14 protein-coding genes are annotated in these 15,781 nt (G+C 65.5%); 3 read left to right on the top strand and 11 right to left on the bottom strand.

Annotated features, from left to right (window positions below; genetic code table 11):
• Positions 1-75: 75 nt before the first annotated feature.
• Positions 76-1,500, bottom strand: coding sequence for a MocR-like pyridoxine biosynthesis transcription factor PdxR (pdxR, locus tag AC1DSJ_RS27090; protein ID WP_476760422.1), 1,425 nt, complete (start codon positions 1,498-1,500; stop codon positions 76-78).
• A gap of 109 nt (positions 1,501-1,609) precedes the next feature.
• Between pdxR and AC1DSJ_RS27085 the strand changes: the two genes are divergently transcribed.
• From AC1DSJ_RS27085 to AC1DSJ_RS27075, 3 genes are all read left to right on the top strand, one after another.
• On the top strand, positions 1,610-2,056 hold the full coding sequence (locus tag AC1DSJ_RS27085; protein ID WP_054422168.1) for a GNAT family N-acetyltransferase: 447 nt from the start codon (positions 1,610-1,612) through the stop codon (positions 2,054-2,056).
• Positions 2,053-2,676, top strand: coding sequence for an FMN-dependent NADH-azoreductase (locus AC1DSJ_RS27080; RefSeq protein WP_476760421.1), 624 nt, complete (start codon positions 2,053-2,055; stop codon positions 2,674-2,676). Before AC1DSJ_RS27085 ends, AC1DSJ_RS27080 begins: the two co-directional genes overlap by 4 nt.
• Positions 2,677-2,873: 197 nt before the next feature.
• Positions 2,874-3,293 (top strand): hypothetical protein, encoded by a 420-nt coding sequence (locus AC1DSJ_RS27075; RefSeq protein WP_175168927.1) that lies wholly within the window; start codon positions 2,874-2,876, stop codon positions 3,291-3,293.
• A 10-nt stretch (positions 3,294-3,303) separates the two neighbouring features.
• Here AC1DSJ_RS27075 and AC1DSJ_RS27070 read toward each other — a convergent pair whose 3' ends face one another.
• The 10 genes from AC1DSJ_RS27070 to AC1DSJ_RS27025 form a co-directional block, all read right to left on the bottom strand.
• On the bottom strand, positions 3,304-5,820 hold the full coding sequence (locus tag AC1DSJ_RS27070; protein WP_441372172.1) for a fused MFS/spermidine synthase: 2,517 nt from the start codon (positions 5,818-5,820) through the stop codon (positions 3,304-3,306).
• 88 nt (positions 5,821-5,908) lie between these two features.
• Positions 5,909-6,913: an HAD family hydrolase gene (locus AC1DSJ_RS27065; RefSeq protein ID WP_441372171.1), complete on the bottom strand. Its 1,005-nt coding sequence runs from the start codon at positions 6,911-6,913 to the stop codon at positions 5,909-5,911.
• Positions 6,910-8,175, bottom strand: coding sequence for a BatD family protein (locus tag AC1DSJ_RS27060; protein WP_441372170.1), 1,266 nt, complete (start codon positions 8,173-8,175; stop codon positions 6,910-6,912). The genes AC1DSJ_RS27065 and AC1DSJ_RS27060 overlap by 4 nt, the downstream gene beginning before the upstream one ends.
• 161 nt (positions 8,176-8,336) lie before the next feature.
• Complete coding sequence (locus AC1DSJ_RS27055; protein WP_441372169.1) at positions 8,337-9,968, bottom strand: vWA domain-containing protein; 1,632 nt, start codon at positions 9,966-9,968, stop codon at positions 8,337-8,339.
• Entirely contained in the window at positions 9,953-11,044 is a 1,092-nt protein-coding gene (locus tag AC1DSJ_RS27050) for a vWA domain-containing protein (RefSeq protein WP_441372168.1), read from the bottom strand. The genes AC1DSJ_RS27055 and AC1DSJ_RS27050 overlap by 16 nt, the downstream gene beginning before the upstream one ends.
• On the bottom strand, positions 11,031-11,540 hold the full coding sequence (locus tag AC1DSJ_RS27045) for a DUF4381 domain-containing protein (RefSeq protein WP_441372167.1): 510 nt from the start codon (positions 11,538-11,540) through the stop codon (positions 11,031-11,033). The genes AC1DSJ_RS27050 and AC1DSJ_RS27045 overlap by 14 nt, the downstream gene beginning before the upstream one ends.
• Positions 11,537-12,487, bottom strand: a complete 951-nt coding sequence (locus AC1DSJ_RS27040) for a DUF58 domain-containing protein (RefSeq protein ID WP_441372231.1) — start codon at positions 12,485-12,487, stop codon at positions 11,537-11,539. The genes AC1DSJ_RS27045 and AC1DSJ_RS27040 overlap by 4 nt, the downstream gene beginning before the upstream one ends.
• Positions 12,488-12,495: 8 nt before the next feature.
• Positions 12,496-13,467: an AAA family ATPase gene (locus AC1DSJ_RS27035; protein ID WP_175169507.1), complete on the bottom strand. Its 972-nt coding sequence runs from the start codon at positions 13,465-13,467 to the stop codon at positions 12,496-12,498.
• Between the two features lie 52 nt (positions 13,468-13,519).
• Entirely contained in the window at positions 13,520-14,686 is a 1,167-nt protein-coding gene (locus tag AC1DSJ_RS27030; protein WP_441372166.1) for a formylglycine-generating enzyme family protein, read from the bottom strand.
• Positions 14,687-14,767: 81 nt separating this feature from the next.
• Entirely contained in the window at positions 14,768-15,781 is a 1,014-nt protein-coding gene (locus AC1DSJ_RS27025; protein WP_245636283.1) for a SphA family protein, read from the bottom strand.

Genomic DNA, 15,781 nt, shown 5'->3' with positions numbered 1-15,781 from the left:
GGCTCAGATTCCGAAGCCGGCCCAGCGCTAAGACGTGGGCTCGGCTTTCCTAGGCCCCGTTCGCGACACCCCCGCCTACATCAACGCCCGGATTTGCAGGCCGAGCTCATGGGCCTGCTCTTGCGAGGCGATGTTGGTGAAGCTCAGCAGCAGCCCCGACGGCGGGTTGGGCAACGACGACCACCGCGATAAGGGATGCGCGTACATGCCCTGCTCCAGCATCCTGGCGGCCAATGACCGGTCGCTAAGCTTGCCATCCATGCGCGCCACCAGATGCATGCCGCCGGGCTGCGGTTCGATGTGCATGCTGGCGCCCAATGCCGCGCTCAACCCGGCCGCCGTGGCGTCGCGCCGTTCGCTGTACAAGCGGCGCATGCGCTGAATGTGCCGGCCAAAATGGCCTTCGGTGATGAAGGCCGACAGAATCGCTTGCGTGAAACCTGGCGCGCCACCCGACAGCAGGCGGCTGATCCGGTCGAATCGTGGCACTTGCGCGTCAGGCACCACCAGATACGCCAGCCGCATGCCGGGAAACAGCACCTTGCTGAACGACCCGGCGTACAGCACCCGCCCCTGCGTATCCAGACTTTTTAACGCCGGCAACGGCCGGCTGACATACCGGTATTCACCGTCGTAATCGTCTTCCACAATCCACGCCTGCTGCCGTTCGGCCCACTCCAGCAACGCCTGCCGGCGGGGCAGTGACAAGGACATGGACAATGGGCTTTGGTGCGCCGGCGTGACAACCGCCGCCCGCGCCTGCCCGGCGCGCGCGATGCCTTCACTGACGATCAGCCCATCTGCGTCCACCGGCACCGGCACGGCCTGCAAGCGCGCCTGCGCCAGCAATGCGCGCGTGGGYGGATAGCCGGGGTCTTCCACCCATACGCGGTCGCCCGGTTCCAATAGCGCCTGCGTGATCAGTTGCATGGAATAGTTGTAGCCCGAGGTGATGAACACTTGCGCCGGCTGGCAGTGAATGCCGCGCGCCACCTGCAAGTACGCCGCCACTGCCGTGCGCAAGCTGGCCAGGCCGTTGGCCGGCGGGTAGGACAAGTCCGGCGCTTGCAGGCTGCGCAGCTGCCGCGCGCCCAAGCGGGCCCACAGCTTGCGCGGAAACGCATCAAGCGCGGGCAAGCCCATTTGGAACGGCAGGATGCGGGCCGGCCGCTGCCAGCCGTGGTCATCGTCGGYGGCGTCGACCAGGGGCGCGGTAGCCGGTGCGGGCGGCTGGGGCTGCAAATCAGGGGTGACGATCGTGCCTGCCTGACCGCGCGTCTGGATATACCCCTCGGCGCCCAACAAGGAATAGGCGACTTCGATGGTGCCGCGCGCCACGCCCATTTCCTTGGCCAAGGCGCGCGCCGACGGAATACGGTCACCCGGTTTCAAGGTGCCTTCGGCGATGGCGTTCCGAAAGCGCTCATAGACCTGTCGGTACAAGGGTTCGGCGCTATTAGGCGCCAAGGGCGGCAGGTCATCGGCGTGATCGCTGATCATGGCATAGTCCAAAGTTCAATTTATGGCCCTTCAAATTATGGCATGGCCTTTTTACGATGAGGCCTGACGCATTCGAGCCCATTCGTACTGCCTTCTCCTGATGCCATTCATGACCGACACCGATCTCAAACACCTCGACACCGACGACGACATTCAGGCCTGCCTGCCCTTGATGCGCGAGCTACGCCCGCATTTGGCGGATGCCAGCGAGTTTGCCGCTCGCATCGGCCGCATGCGTGCGGACCACTACCGTCTGTTGGCTGGCATCGACGCGGGCCGCGCCGTGGCGCTGGCCGGCTATCGCTTCCAGGAAAACCTGATCTACGGCCGCTTCCTGTACGTGGATGATCTGGTGGTGGACAGCACGCGCCGTGGCGGCCGTTGGGGCGCGCGCCTGCTGCACGCCCTGGACGGCATTGCCCGCGAGGCCGGCTGCGCCAAGCTGGTATTGGACACAGGCTTGTCCAACGCGCTGGCCCAACGTTTTTATTTCCGGCAAGGTCTGTTGACCAGCGCCATTCGTTTCAGCAAGAACCTGGATCTTCCCACCGCATGAGCATTCTTCACATCATTTGCAGCCCGCGTGGCCGAGACGCCGAAAGCCATCGTCTGTCGCAACGCATTATTCAACGCTTGATCGCCACGGCGGGCGACACGCCGCCTGCCGTGGTTGAAATCGACGCCACCACCCTGCCCCATGTTGATCAGGACTATGCCGCCGCCTTGAGCGCCCCGATGGACCCGGCCGACGACGTATTGGCGCGCGGCGCGCTGCGGCAATCGGCTGAGTTGATTCAGGCGCTGCTCGACGCGACGCACATCGTCATCGCCACCCCCATGCACAACTTCACGGTGCCCGCATCGCTGAAGGTGTGGATCGACCACGTGGTGCGCGTGCGCAGCACGTTCCGCATCACCGCGGAAGGCAAGATTGGCAACCTGCCCGACCGGCCCGTGTATGTGGCGGTATCGTCGGGCGGCGAATTCTCGGGGGATACCGCGCGGCAGCCCGATTTCCTGACGCCGTACCTGAAGCACGTATTGGGCACGATTGGCCTGACGACCGTGACGTTCTTTTCGGTGGAAGRCACGGCGCGCGGCGAGGCGGCGCTGCATGCCGCGCGCGCGGCGGCGGATGCCGAAATTGCCGCACACCCAATCCTCGGCGCTTGGTAATTCCAGAACCGTACGCATGGACCGGGCATTTCGGCCACGTCCAACATCATGGCCGGCGTTCATCATTCACCGTTCAGATTATTTAATCGGGTCGCATTGACACTGCGGAAATCAGCGCACTACGCTAGGCCGCGACAGCTTGCGCCATCAGGCCTACGGCGTATTTTCTGACCCACTAAATATGCTGGAGACGCGTGATGATTTTGCACCGGTCATTATTTCTGGCGATCGTTTCGATTGCGATTTGGGGTGGTTTTTCTTCACCGGCTCACGCGGCATGCAGCGATAAGAAAATACTGTCGATGTCCGACGAAGGGAAATCCGTTAAAGCCATTGCCAAGTCTTGCAATATGCCGGTGGCCAAGGTGCGTGCGGTCGTCGAAAGCGATGACAACAACGACGACGTCGCCGCAGCTTCACCCTCGCCTTCCGCAGCCCCCTTGCCCCGCAAGTTGCCATCGGGTGCGGGCCTGGCCAGCTGCGACTGCAAGGGCTCCATCCCGTACGGGGAAAAAGCACCTGAACTGCGCTGCCAAAGCGGCGTCTCCATTGCCATGCCCTGCGCGGGCTATTGCCCGCCGCGCGGCATTGCGCCGTGGCGGCAGGTGTGCAGTTGACGGCTAAGCGCTATTTGCCGCCGTCCCCCATGAACCACCGGTAATAGGCGTTGTCGCCATCGTTGCGGGCCAGGCGATTGATCTCCCGGCCCCACGTTTCCCGGTCGCCCGCGTAGGCGGCCAATGCCGCCCGGTAGAAGGTGTCCAGGCGCGCGCGTTCAAGCTCGATGCCGGACAGCAGCTCTGGCGTGGCGCCTTGCAATGGCGGCTCGTTGCGCTCGGCCAGCAGCGCTGGCAATACGCGGGCAATCTCGCGAGGCCGCACCCAGGTGGCGTATTCAATACCCGGCCGGTCATCCGTGACGGCGGGCGTGTCCCCGGCGAAGCGCGCCAAGCCCTCGCGATCCGTGACCCACGTCGCCAGCAACGCCGACGCAGACGGAATGCCCACTGCCTTCAAGGCTGCCGCCGTGTTCGGCTGCGCATAGCGCGCCTGAATGCGCGCCGCGTCCAGATCCAGCGGCTGCATCGATCCCACCAACAGCATTTCATGCAGCTCGCTCGTCCATAACGACGCGTGCGGAAACACCTGGATGAAGCTGGCGATCAGCGCCCGCGTGTCTTCCTCGTTCTGCGTGGGCAATGGCAGCCATTGCGCCACAATGCCCTGCGGCGCCAGACGGCTGGCGGCCAACTGATAGAAGTCACGCGAATACAGGTTGACCACGCCCGTGGCCGACGGTGGCGGCGGTTCAAGTGTGATCAAGTCCCACTGTTCAGTGCTGGCTTGCAGCGCGCGGCGGCCGTCGCGCAGACGCTTTTCCAGCCCGGGATCGGATGCCGCCTGGAACGTGCCTTGGAAATGGGGCGCGGCGCGCAATACGGCAGGCAGCAGTTCGGCAACCGCCCGCTTGTCCAGCCCCGGGTATTGCGACAGCGCGCCCGCCGTGATGCCCGTGCCATAGCCCACGACCAACGCGGATTTCGGGTCGCCGTTGTGCACGATCAGCGGCAGCAACGCCTGCAAGCGCATATAGCGCAGCGATGGCATGGCGTCACCCGAATTCGATACGCCCTGAATGTACAAACGATGAAAGCGCGTGCCTTGGCCGGGCTGCTCAACCACCGCCACCGTGCCGCCATGGCTTTCTTCATAGAACACCAGGCCCGCGCCGCTTGCGCCCGGCAGCAGCCGCGCGAATTGGTCCACGGGCAACAGCACCGCCACGGCCAACGCCGCCATCCCGACCAGGGCCGTCGCGATACCCGAAGTGGCCGTGCCGGTCACCCGCCCGCGCCACGCCGCAATGACCCCGATCAACGCCGCCATGGCCGCAAGCACCCCCAACGTGCGCACGAGCCCCAAGGCCGGCAGCAGCAAAAATCCCGTTAGCAGCGTGCCAGCAATGCCGCCCAGCGTATTGCAGGCCAGCACCGCGCCCACCTCGCGGCCCACTTGGCGGTCGCCCACGGCAATGCGCAGCACGGCCGGAAAAGCCGCGCCCAGCAACACCGTGGGCGCCAGCACAAAGCTTGCCGCCGCCACCGCAAAGCGCGCGCACATGCCGGCGATGGCGCTGCCCGTCAGCTGCACGACGGCCGCCTCCGCATGCGTCTGCGCCACAACCAGCCACTTGCCCAACACCGCCACTTCCAGCACGGCGAGCAGGCCCGCACCGGCAATCAGGCAGCCGAACACGCCCCAGGGGTTGCGCACCCGGTGCGCGTAACGGGCGTACACGGCCGCGCCAATGGCCAAGCCAGCCAGATACGTCGCCAGCACAATCGCAAACGCAAAGGCGCGCGTGCTCATGAACGGCACGATCATCTGCGACCAAATGACTTCATAGCCCAGCGCCACGCCACCCGCTGCGGCGTACAGCGCCACCGCCAGACGCGCCTCGCCCGATAACGGGGCGGTGGCGCTTGGCGCGGGCGCGGCCAACGCCCCCGCCTTGCGGTCCAGCGTCCAGGCGCCCAGCGCGGCCAACACATTCAACGACGCCGCCGCCAACGCGGCGCCTTGCACGCCAAAACGCGGAATCAGCACAAACGCCGGCAGCAAGGCCCCCAGGATTGCGCCACAGGTGTTGGCGGCGTACAGGATGCCGCCGCGCCGGCTGGCCGCTGCATCCTGGCGATTCACGGCGCGCATCAGCACGGGCAAGGTGCCGCCCATCAGAAAGGAAGGAATGGCAAGCAGCAGCCCGATCATCAGCCAGGCGGCCAAGGGGCTGAACGACTCCACCGCCACGAACAGCGCCGCGCTATGCGCCAGCGCCACGGTGACGGCCACGCAGGACACCGCGACGCCTGCCTCCAGCCACGCGTAGAACCGCACGGGCCGATCCACGCGGTCGGCCTTGCGGCCCAGGAACCAGCCGCCCAGGGCCAGCCCTAGAAAAAACGCGCTGACCGCCCCGGCGATGGCGCTGACCTCCACGCCCACCACCAGCGACAACTGCTTGATCCACAACACCTGGAACACCAGCGCCGCCGCGCCCGACATCAACAGCAGCGCCGCCGGGCGAGCCGTTGTCAATGTGCGTGCGCCGCTATCCGGCCGTTGTGTGTCCAAGCCTTCCATTGCTGCCGTCCCCATCCGCATGCCGCTGTTCCTCTAGCGTGTTGCCCGGCGCCGTGCTGGCGTCGGCCTGGCCTTCTGGTTTCCCAACTTATCTTGGCGTTTCAAACGCGTAGACGCGTTTCCATTCGCGTGCCATGTCCACAACGACCCAGCCCTTGCTGTTGGCCTCGTCCAAGGCCTTGTCCAGTTTGCCGATTTTTGAATCGCGGTCATACGCCCATTCGCGCTTGGCGTCGGTGTGATGCACCAGACCGGCAAAGCGCTTGCCCGGCCCGGCCATCGTCCATTGCAGCATTTGCAGGTCGCCGTCCGAATTGCCAAAGGCGAAGATGGGCTGGCGGCCGATGAACTTGTTGATCGACACCGGTTTGCCCGGGCCGTCGTCGTTGTAGTCCAGCTTGGGCGTGCGCATCAGCACGGGCTTGCCGTCCTGCATTTGATATTCGGTGACAACGGTGGTGCCGATTACCTGCTCGGGCGGGATGCCGTAGACATCCTGCGCCCAGGCGCGCATGAACCCCACTTCGCCGCCTGACACGATATAGGTTTTGAAGCCGTTGCCGCGCAGATAATCGAGCAGTTCGCGCATCGGTGCGAAGGTCAAGCTGGTGTAGGGCTGCTTGAAGCGCGGGTGCTGCGCGGTCTTGACCCATTGTTTGACCTCGCCCGAGAAGGCCTGGGTTGTCATGTTGGTGTGCGTTACGCCCACGATTTTCATCAGGCCGTGCATGCCGGACTCGGCCAACGTCTTGTGGTCGCCTTCAAGCGCTGCCTTATACGGCTGCTCTTGCGACCATTCCGGGTGCTTGGGCGCCATAAGCTTGAGTTCGTCCAGCGCGAATATCAGTTCGAAGTAAAACGGCTGCTCGCTCCACAACGTGCCGTCGTTGTCGAAGACGGCGATGCGGTCGGCCGGCGCGACGTAATCCGCCCCGCCCTCTTTCGTGACCGCCGCCACGAACTCCACGATGGCTTGCCGTGACGGCCCATCGTTCCAGGACGGCAGTGGCGTCTGGGCGTGAACCATGCCGGCCAGAAACAGCAGCGCCAGCATGGCGAACAGGCGTTGTGCGGTGCGCAGGGTCAAGGTCATCGGTGCTCTCCGGAGTGGCGGTCGATCTTGCGGGGATTCAGCGGCAACAGGTCTTCTTGGTGCGCCTGGGCAACGTCGGCACGAAACGCCTTTCGCCAGCGCGGTGTGGTTTGGCGCAAAGCCTGGAGCCCTCGGGCGGGGTTCGGCGTGGCGCCGTAGCAATCGCGCATCGCCGCGGCGCCGCCGTTGCGCAGACCCGGCGGCAGGCTCGCCGTAGCGTCAGCGATCGAGACCGAGCGGCGGCTCAGGCGCAGCCAGTGATACAGCGCGTTCAAGCGTCCCTGAGGCTGGGCCAGTTCTTTGCGCATGGCGCGAGCGGCATACGGTTCCGACGCTTGCCAACGGGCGCGTAAAGCCAGCGCGCGTTCGCGTGTCCACCGTGTGATGCGGCGCCAGCTTGGCCGGCCAAGCCAGACCGCCAGCGCCACGACGATCAACACGGCCGCCACCAGCAGCCAGCCGCCGGGGATGCGAACCTGCACCTGCCGGCCAAGATCACGCAGGTCTTGCTGGATTGAAAATGGCGTCTGGTACGCGGCTCCAGCCTTGGCCTCGAACCGTTGTTCGGGCAACACGGCGCGATCCGCTTTGTTCGTGGTCAGGTTCCACCACGGCAGTTCGACGTCGGGCAACGCATAGGCGCCGGCGCGTTCAACCACGTAGTCGATCCGGTCGACCCGTTGTCCGCCCAGAAATCCGCCGCGGCTATCCGACAACTGCGTCAGCACGGGTTCTGAGCGGTACGCCTTCAGGCCCGGCACATCGGGGCTGGCAGGCGGTGGAATCAGCATGGCCTGCGCGCCTTGCGCCTGCACGGTGATGACACGGCTGATGTGGTCGCCCACCGACGGCGGTTGCGCGGAATACTGAATCTGCTGGGTCAGTTGCACAGCCGTTGCCGCCAGCAGATGCCCCGAACCCGCCGCGCCCGCCGGCGGGCCAGAAGCCTGTACGTCGAGCGGCTGGGTTTGCGTGCTTAGCGGCGCTTTGGCCTGGCCAACCTGGGCGCGGATCGACATGGCGGGCACCCGCAGCGCGCCCGCCGTCGTCGGGCTGATCAGGTACGCAAAGCGCAATCCGCTGTAGGGCACACCGTCGATGGTGTCGCGGATCAAGGTGGCGTCGCCGGTGGGGCCCGTCACCATGGCGCCGGGGATGTTCAGCGGTGGCAGTTCTGGCGGCTGGGTAAACCAGGTGGACGTCAGCACATCAACTTGCAAGGTGGCGGTGCCGCCTACCGTCAACGGTGTGTCGGTGGCCATGCGTGCCGTTGCGCGGAGTTGTGGGCCGGGGTCGGGCGGCTGGGTTTGAGTTTGAGTTTGAGTTTGCGCTTGAGCTTGAGTTTGGGGTTGGGCTTGCGCGAACGAGCCGAGCGCGATCAGCGCCAGCACCCCCATCAGCATTCGCAGCCTGAGCATCAACGTCATGGACGCGCTCCCGTGGGAACGGACGCGCCCCTGCGCGCGTCTTCAATCGCGAACTTCTGCTTCAGGAACCCGGCGGGCGACAAACTCAGGTTGCGCAGCCAGACATCATCGGACGACGCCTTGGCCACCTCGACCTGCGTCATCTTGCCCGCGCCCTTTTTGTTGTCGCGGGCCACATCGTCGGGCTTCTCGTTGTTGTTGTCGTCTTCTTGCTCGGCCTCGATGGCGGCTTGCAGTTTGGCGACAAGCTCGCGGTTCTTCTTGGCTTCGGGAAAGTCCGCGCGCTGACGCAAGGCGCGGTCATACGCGGCCAGCGCGTCGTCATAATGGCGCAACCGAGCCTGGGTATTGCCTAAATAGAAGTTCGCCTCGGCCGTGTCCAGCCGGGCAAACGCCGCCAAGGCCAATGAGTAGTCGCCCGCGTCATAGGCGGCGCGGCCCTTCCAGTACGGGTCCTGGAACAGGGCGGCGGCGCGCGTGTAATCGTGGTGCTCGTAGGCCCAGCGGCCTTGCTGGTCGGGCGTGAAGAAGGCGTTGGCGATGGCGCTGGCGACAGGGTTGGCGCTCGCGTTGGGGTTTGCGTAAGTATTGGGCGCATACAAGCCCGCCAGACTCGCCAGCATCAGCCCAGCCAGCCAGTTGACGTTCCAGCCGCGCCGCAGGCACAGCAGCGCCAGGATGGCGAGCGGCCAGCACAGCCAGTAGCCCACGTCCTTCCAGTGCACCGCCTGCCCCGCGTTCTGCACGTCCTGGAAATGCCGTTGCGCGTGCAGCGTCACCCAGTCCAGGTCATCATCATTCAACGTCAGGCTGCCCAGCGGTGCGCGGGCGGCGTCGGCCAGTTGCTTGATGGCGCCGGCGTCGAACGTGCCCAGCACGGGCTTGCCGTCCTTGTCCATGCGCGGCTGGCCCCGGGCGTCGCGCAGCACGCCGCCATCCGACGCCCCGGCGGCCAGGACCAGTATCTGGAAGTCGGCCGCTTTGGCCAGTTGCTCCACCTGCGGCAACTGGCTGGTGTCCGCGCCGTCTGTCACCAGCAACACCGTGCCGCCCGCCTGCGTGGATTTCAATACCGAGGCGGCCACGTTGATTGCCCCGGCGGCGTCCTTGCCCGGCGCGGCGATCAGCTCGGTGGATAAGGACTGGATGAACAGGTCGACAAGACTTGGGTCGTCGGTAGGCGGCAGCACCAGATGCGCGGAGCCCGCGTAGGCGATCAGCCCCGTCTTCGCGCCCGCGCGGCGCGCGAGCAGGTCATGCAGCTTGTGCTTGGCCGCCTGCAAGCGGCTGGGCGGCACGTCTGCCGCATCCATCGATGGCGATAAATCCACGGCCACGATCAGCGGCGCCTGGTTGTCGAGAAACGGCGGCAGGTCTTGCTGCCACGTCGGGCCGGCAGCCGCAATGCCGCCCAGCATCAATAGCGCCGCCACGGCATGGATCGGGCGCGGCCCCCGGCTGCCCGGTGCGTTCACGATCAGGTACGGCAACAAGGCAGGGGCAATCGTGCTGCCCCAACCCACGCGTCCGCCTTGCGCCCGGCCCAGCCAAAGCAACAGCAACGCCAGCGGTACCGCCAGCAGCCACCAGGGGCGCAGAAAATGGAAGGCGCTCAGGTCGACGTCCACGCGTCCTCCTTGGCTGCTGCACCGCCAGCACCGCGTGCTCTGTCTGCTCCACCTACTCCGCCAGCCCCGCCTGCGGTGTCTGCCCCGTCTGCCGAGCTGGCCGATCTGGCTGCCCAGCGCGCGCGCAGGCTGGCGCCCATGTGCCACACCGCCAGCAACAGCACCGCCAGACCCAGCGGAATCCAGAAAAAATCCTGCTTGGGTTGATGGCGCAGCTCGCGCACCTCGTGCGGCGTAATGTGGTCCAGCGTGGCGTACACCTGTTGCAGGGACGCCTGATCCTGCGCCGAAAAGAAGCGTCCGCCCGTGGCCTTGGCGATACGTTCCAGCGCGGCGAAATCCACCTTGTCTTCCCCCTGCGCCTGCGGGTTGCCAATCCCGATCGTGTGGACGGTGATGTGCCGGTCGGCCGCCATCGACGCCGCGCGGTCGGGCGGCACGGCGCTGCCGGTATCGTTGCCGTCCGTCAGCAAAATCAGCACCTTGTCGCGTTCTTTGGCTTGTTCAAGCTGCTTGATGGCCACCCCGATTGCATCACCGATGGCGGTGTTTGGCCCCGCCATGCCGGTCGTCACCTGGTCCAGCAGCAGGCTCAGGGTGGCGTGGTCTTGCGTCAGCGGCGCTTGCGGATACGCGGCGGTGCCGAACACGATCAGGCCCAGCCGGTCGTCCTTGCGGCGCGCGATGAAATCGGCCACCACGGCCTTGACGCCACTCAGGCGGTCCTTGCGCTGCCCCGACGGGTCAACGAAATCCTGCGTTTCCATCGACTGGGAAATGTCCAGCGCCAGCATCAGGTCGCGCACGGGCTGCCGGTGTTCCAGCGGCGGCTCAACGCGTTCCGGGCGCGCCAACGCCAACACCAGCAAGGCCCAGACCAGAACGTTCAGCGCCAGTTGCCAGCCGTCGCGCCGCACCCCGGGGCGCTGGGGAGACTGCCCTATCGTCCGCGCGACGGATTCAAAAAATGGAATGCGCAAGGCCCCACGCCGCTGCACATAGGCGGGCAGATAGCGGTACGCCAGCCACCCCAGCGGCAGCAGGATCAGCAGCCAGGGATAGTCAAGCCGCCACATGATGCCGCTCCATCCACTGCCGGCTGGCGGCAAACAAGGATTGCAAGCGCGCGGGCGGAATGGCGCGCACCGCGTCGGGCGGCGCGTAGGCCAGCACCCGCAGCAGCGCCTCGGTATCCGGCGTGAACGCGCCGCCATTGCGCGTAATAAATGCCAGCCAGGCCTCGCCCGTCATGGCTCCAACTCGCGCGCGCTCAACCTCCGGCACCGACGACAGGCCGACGCGCTTGAGCAGAACGGGTAATTCACGCGCCGCCAGCGCATCGGCCTGCGCCGCTTGCCGCAGCGCTTCCAGGCGCTGCAAGCCCGCACGGCGGTAGGCGTTGCGCTGATGCTTACGTACGGCGCGCCATGTGAGCCAGCCGCCCAGCAGTAGCGCCACGGCCAGCACCACCAGCCAGCCCCAGGTTTGCGGCCAATAGCTGACCGGCGCGGGCAACGGCAGTTGCACTAGCTGGTCCACCGAGGGCAATGCGTCGTCGGCGCTTACCGTCATGTGCGCCTCCCTGCCCCGGCTTCGCGGCCCAGTTCGCGGCGCAATTGCGTCAAGGTGTCGTCGGCGGTGTCGATAGACAGCAGCGGCACATGGCTGCGGCGCAGCAGTTCCGCCACGTCGCGCAGCCGGCCCGTGAAGAAGTCCGACAAGGGCTGATGCACCTGCCGCTTGTCGGCCGCCACCTCAACCTGCAACTCGCCTTGCGTCACCACCAAGCGGCCGCGCAACGGCATGTGCACCGCCAAGGGGTCGTAGACCAGCGTCGCAATCACGTCGTTGTGCGCGGCAAGGGTGCGAAGCAGCCGCAAGGTTTTGTCATTGGCGCCGGCAAAGTCGCTGATCAGGCAGATCAGGTTGTCGTGCGGCGCCTGGGCCAGCGCGCCCTCAAGCGCCTGGTTCAAGCGGCCGGCCGCATCCACATCCGGGGCATCTGCGCGCAACGCCTGGTTGCGCCGGACGATAGCCGCGAATAAGGCCTGGATGCGTTCGCGGCTGCGCAAGGGGCGAATCGCGTCGATGCCGTCGTCGCTGAACACCAGGCCGCCGACCCGGTCGCCCGCCTGATACCCCATCCATGCCGACATGGCCGCCAGCCTTGCCGCCACCACTGATTTGAAGCTGCGCACCGAGCCAAAGTGCATGCCCATGCGCTGATCGACCAGCACCAGCACCGGGCGGTCGCGCTCTTCGCTATAGGTGCGTATGTAGGGCTTGCCCAAACGCTGCGACGCCCGCCAGTCCAGTTGGCGCAAGTCGTCGCCCGGCAGATAGCGGCGCAGCTCTTCGAAGTCCAGCCCACGTCCGCGCAGCCGCGACCCATGCTGGCCCGCCAGGATGCTGTTGATGGGCTGCCGGCTGGAAAAGCGCAAACCGCGCGCCGCCGGTTCCAACGCCATCAGGTCCGGAATACGAACATGGACGTCGGGCGCGGGCGTGGCGGTGGGCATGGGTGCGCTCACACGGGAATTGCCACAACATCGAGCAATTTGCCGATGACCTGATCGGCCGTCACCCCATCCGCCACCGCGTCGTATGACAAGTGCAGCCGATGCCGCAGCACGGGCTTGGCTGCGGTGCGCACATCATCGGGCGACGTATAGTCCTGCCCCGCCAGCCACGCGTGGGCGCGCGCCACCTTGTCCAGCGCAATGGCGCCGCGCGGGCTTGCGCCCACCTGAATCCAGCGCGCCAGATCGGCATCGTAATCCGCGGGGTGGCGCGTGGCATTGACCAGGTCGACCAGGTAGCGGTCCAAGGTGTCAGACACATGCACCTGGTTGATCTCGGCCCGGCACGCAAAGAGCGTTTCCTGCGGCAGGCGCGCATCAGCGGGCGCCCCGCTCTGTTGTGATTCCCCGCGCAGCAGCGACAGCATGCGGATTTCGCTGGCAGCGTCGGGGTAGTCCAACACAATCTTCATGACGAAGCGGTCCATCTGCGCTTCCGGCAAGGGATACGTACCCTCTTGTTCGATCGGGTTCTGCGTGGCCAGCACCATGAACAGCGGAGGCATGCGGTGCGTGGTGCCCGCTACGGTGATCTGCCGCTCTTCCATCGCTTCCAGCAAGGCCGCCTGCACCTTGGCGGGCGCACGATTGATTTCGTCGGCCAGAATCAAATTGCCGAACAACGGACCCTGCTGGAACTGGATGCGGCTGTTTCCTTGGGCGTCCTGCTGCAAGACTTCCGCGCCGGTGATGTCGGACGGCAGCAAGTCCGGCGTGAATTGGATGCGGCTCATGTCCGCCGCCAGATGCGCGGCCAGCGCCTTGACCGTGCGGGTCTTGGCCAGGCCCGGCAGGCTTTCCAGCAGCACATGGCCATCGGCCAACAGGCCCAGCAACACCTCGCGAATCACACTGTCCTGCCCCAACACGGACTGGGCGATGGCACGCTCCAGTTCCAGGATGCTGTCGCGGTTGGCTATCGGCATGCCCTATTCCTTTGCGTGGTTCCTGCGTCGTTGCGACGCGACGGCGTCATCGGCTGGCAACGCCGTGCTTGCTGGACTGCGCCAGCTTCCATTGCTGCGTGGTCATGACCGTGCGAAAGCCCAGGTGCGACATCCCGTTCATCGGGTCCGTGCCGCGCCGTGCGCTGGTGCGGTAGCTGATGCAATAGGTATCGCTGCACAGGAACGAGCCGCCGCGCGTGACGCGCTTGGGCGCACCGGCGGGCACGATGCCGTCATCCGGGTCGAAGCTGTCTGACGGGCCGGCCGGGTCAACCGGCGGCTTGCGATACTGCGCCTGAATCTTGAAGGCGTCGGCGCGATACCAGTCTGACGTCCACTGCCAGACGTTGCCGGCCATGTCATACAAGCCATAGCCGTTTGGTGAAAAGCTGCCCACGGGCATCGTGCCCACCTGCACCTTTTCGTCTTTGACCACGGGGAATGGCTGCTGTTGCTGGGTATCCCAGATATTCGCCATGGGCTTGCCCTGCGGCAGCAACTCTTCGCCCCACGCGTAGGTGGCTTGTTCCAGGCCGCCGCGCGCCGCCATTTCCCATTCCGTCTCGGTCGGCAAACGCTTGCCCGCCCACTTCGCGTAGGCCTGGGCGTCTTCATACGACACCTGTACGACGGGGTGATCGTCCTTGCCGGCAATGGAGCTGGCCGGCCCTTGCGGATGGCGCCAGTTGGCCCCCGCCACATAACGCCACCAGCGCGAGTAATCACGCAGCGATACCTCGGACTCGGTTCCGACAAACACCATCGCGCCCGGCACCAGCAGGCTGTCATCCGGGCGCGGCGTGCCGGGGGGCAGCTGCACTTTCAAATCTTCCCATTTCGGCTTTTGCTCGGCCGTGGTGACGTAGCCAGTGGCCTCGACGAACCGGCGAAACTGCGCGTTCGTCACGTCGTTCACATCCATCCAGAAGCCGCTCACCGATACCTTGTGCGCGGGCATCTCATTGGGTTGCGCCAGCTTGTGGCTGCTGCCCATCAGGAACTCACGCGCCGGCACCCATGCCATTCCGGGCGGGCCGCTCTTGCCATCCCCCAACACCACCTTCACGGCTTCCGGGCGGCCATCGTCGCCCAATACCAAATAGGCCGTGCTGGCGGCGACACCCAGCGCCACGCCGCCCAGCAGCAATGCCCCAACCAGGCGGGCCTTGTGTTTCGTTTGCGTTGCCGTCATCTGAATCACCATCCGATATCAAAGTCATTACCGCTGCCTGCTGTCCGGCTTGCAGGCAGTCCATTGATCGACGTGGTCGCCCTAAAACACCAGCGTGGCCGTTCCCATGAACGTGCTGGTGCTGTCCAGGCGATTGGTGCTGCTGATTGTCGGCACCCAGCGCAGGCCGAGCGACAGTGAACGCTTGTCGGCCAGCTTGGTGTCGTACGTGACGATCGGGCCCAGCGCCCAATCCCTGCCTTTGAACCCGTTGAGCCTGTCGGCCGTGGGGCCGGTGTCGCTGCCCAACTGCTGAATGGTGCCCAGAATCATCCCCACACTGACGCCATTGCTGAACATCTTGCGGCCCATCACGTCCATGCTGAAGAGGGGCGCATTCTGGTAGTCGGTGGCGTTGTTCCGGGTAAAGAACTGCACGCCCGCCACCGTATCCAGCTGAAAGCCAGACTCTGGAAAGATCTTCGTATAGGCCACCTGCGGAATGAACGTCCAATTGTTCAGGCTGGGGTTGGCCATGTCCTTGGCGTTGTACTTGCCGGTGGGCGCCCACACGTTCAGGCTGAGCGCCATATGCGAGGTTTCGGAAAAGTGATAGCCCGCGATGATCGGTGAAAAATACAGATCGAACAGGTTCGAAGCCTTGTCGGTCTGCCCCACGGCGCGGCCGCCGGGGCCAGTCAATGTGGAGTCCACTTTCGTGTAGACGTACGGCAAGGTGAAGCTGGATGCAAAGTTCCAGCGCCCGGGGCCGGTGTCCCAGGTTTTGAGCACGGTGGCCAGCGTGAACGCAACCTGCCCATCCAAGCCCAACGACGTCCTGCCGCCGACCGGCACTTCACGGCTGCCGCCTACCGTGCCGTCCAGATAGATCTGGGCAAAGTTCACTGCCCAGATCGGCTCGGGCGACACGATGCCCGCGTTGGGCTGCACATTGGTGCCGGTGATCTGCCGGCCCAGTGCGCCTTCGGTGGCATGGGCCGCGCCGGATGCGCCTAGGGCCGCCAAGGCCAGTGACGGCACCAATGTGTTACGCCAGACCGATTTGGGCCAGACCGATTTTGGCCACAAATTCGAGCGCGCGTTTTTCGACTTCAT

The organism is Achromobacter sp. 01N37 (assembly GCF_056399725.1).
Note: the sequence above shows the minus strand (reverse complement) of the source record. Positions and strands in the feature narration are given on the sequence as shown.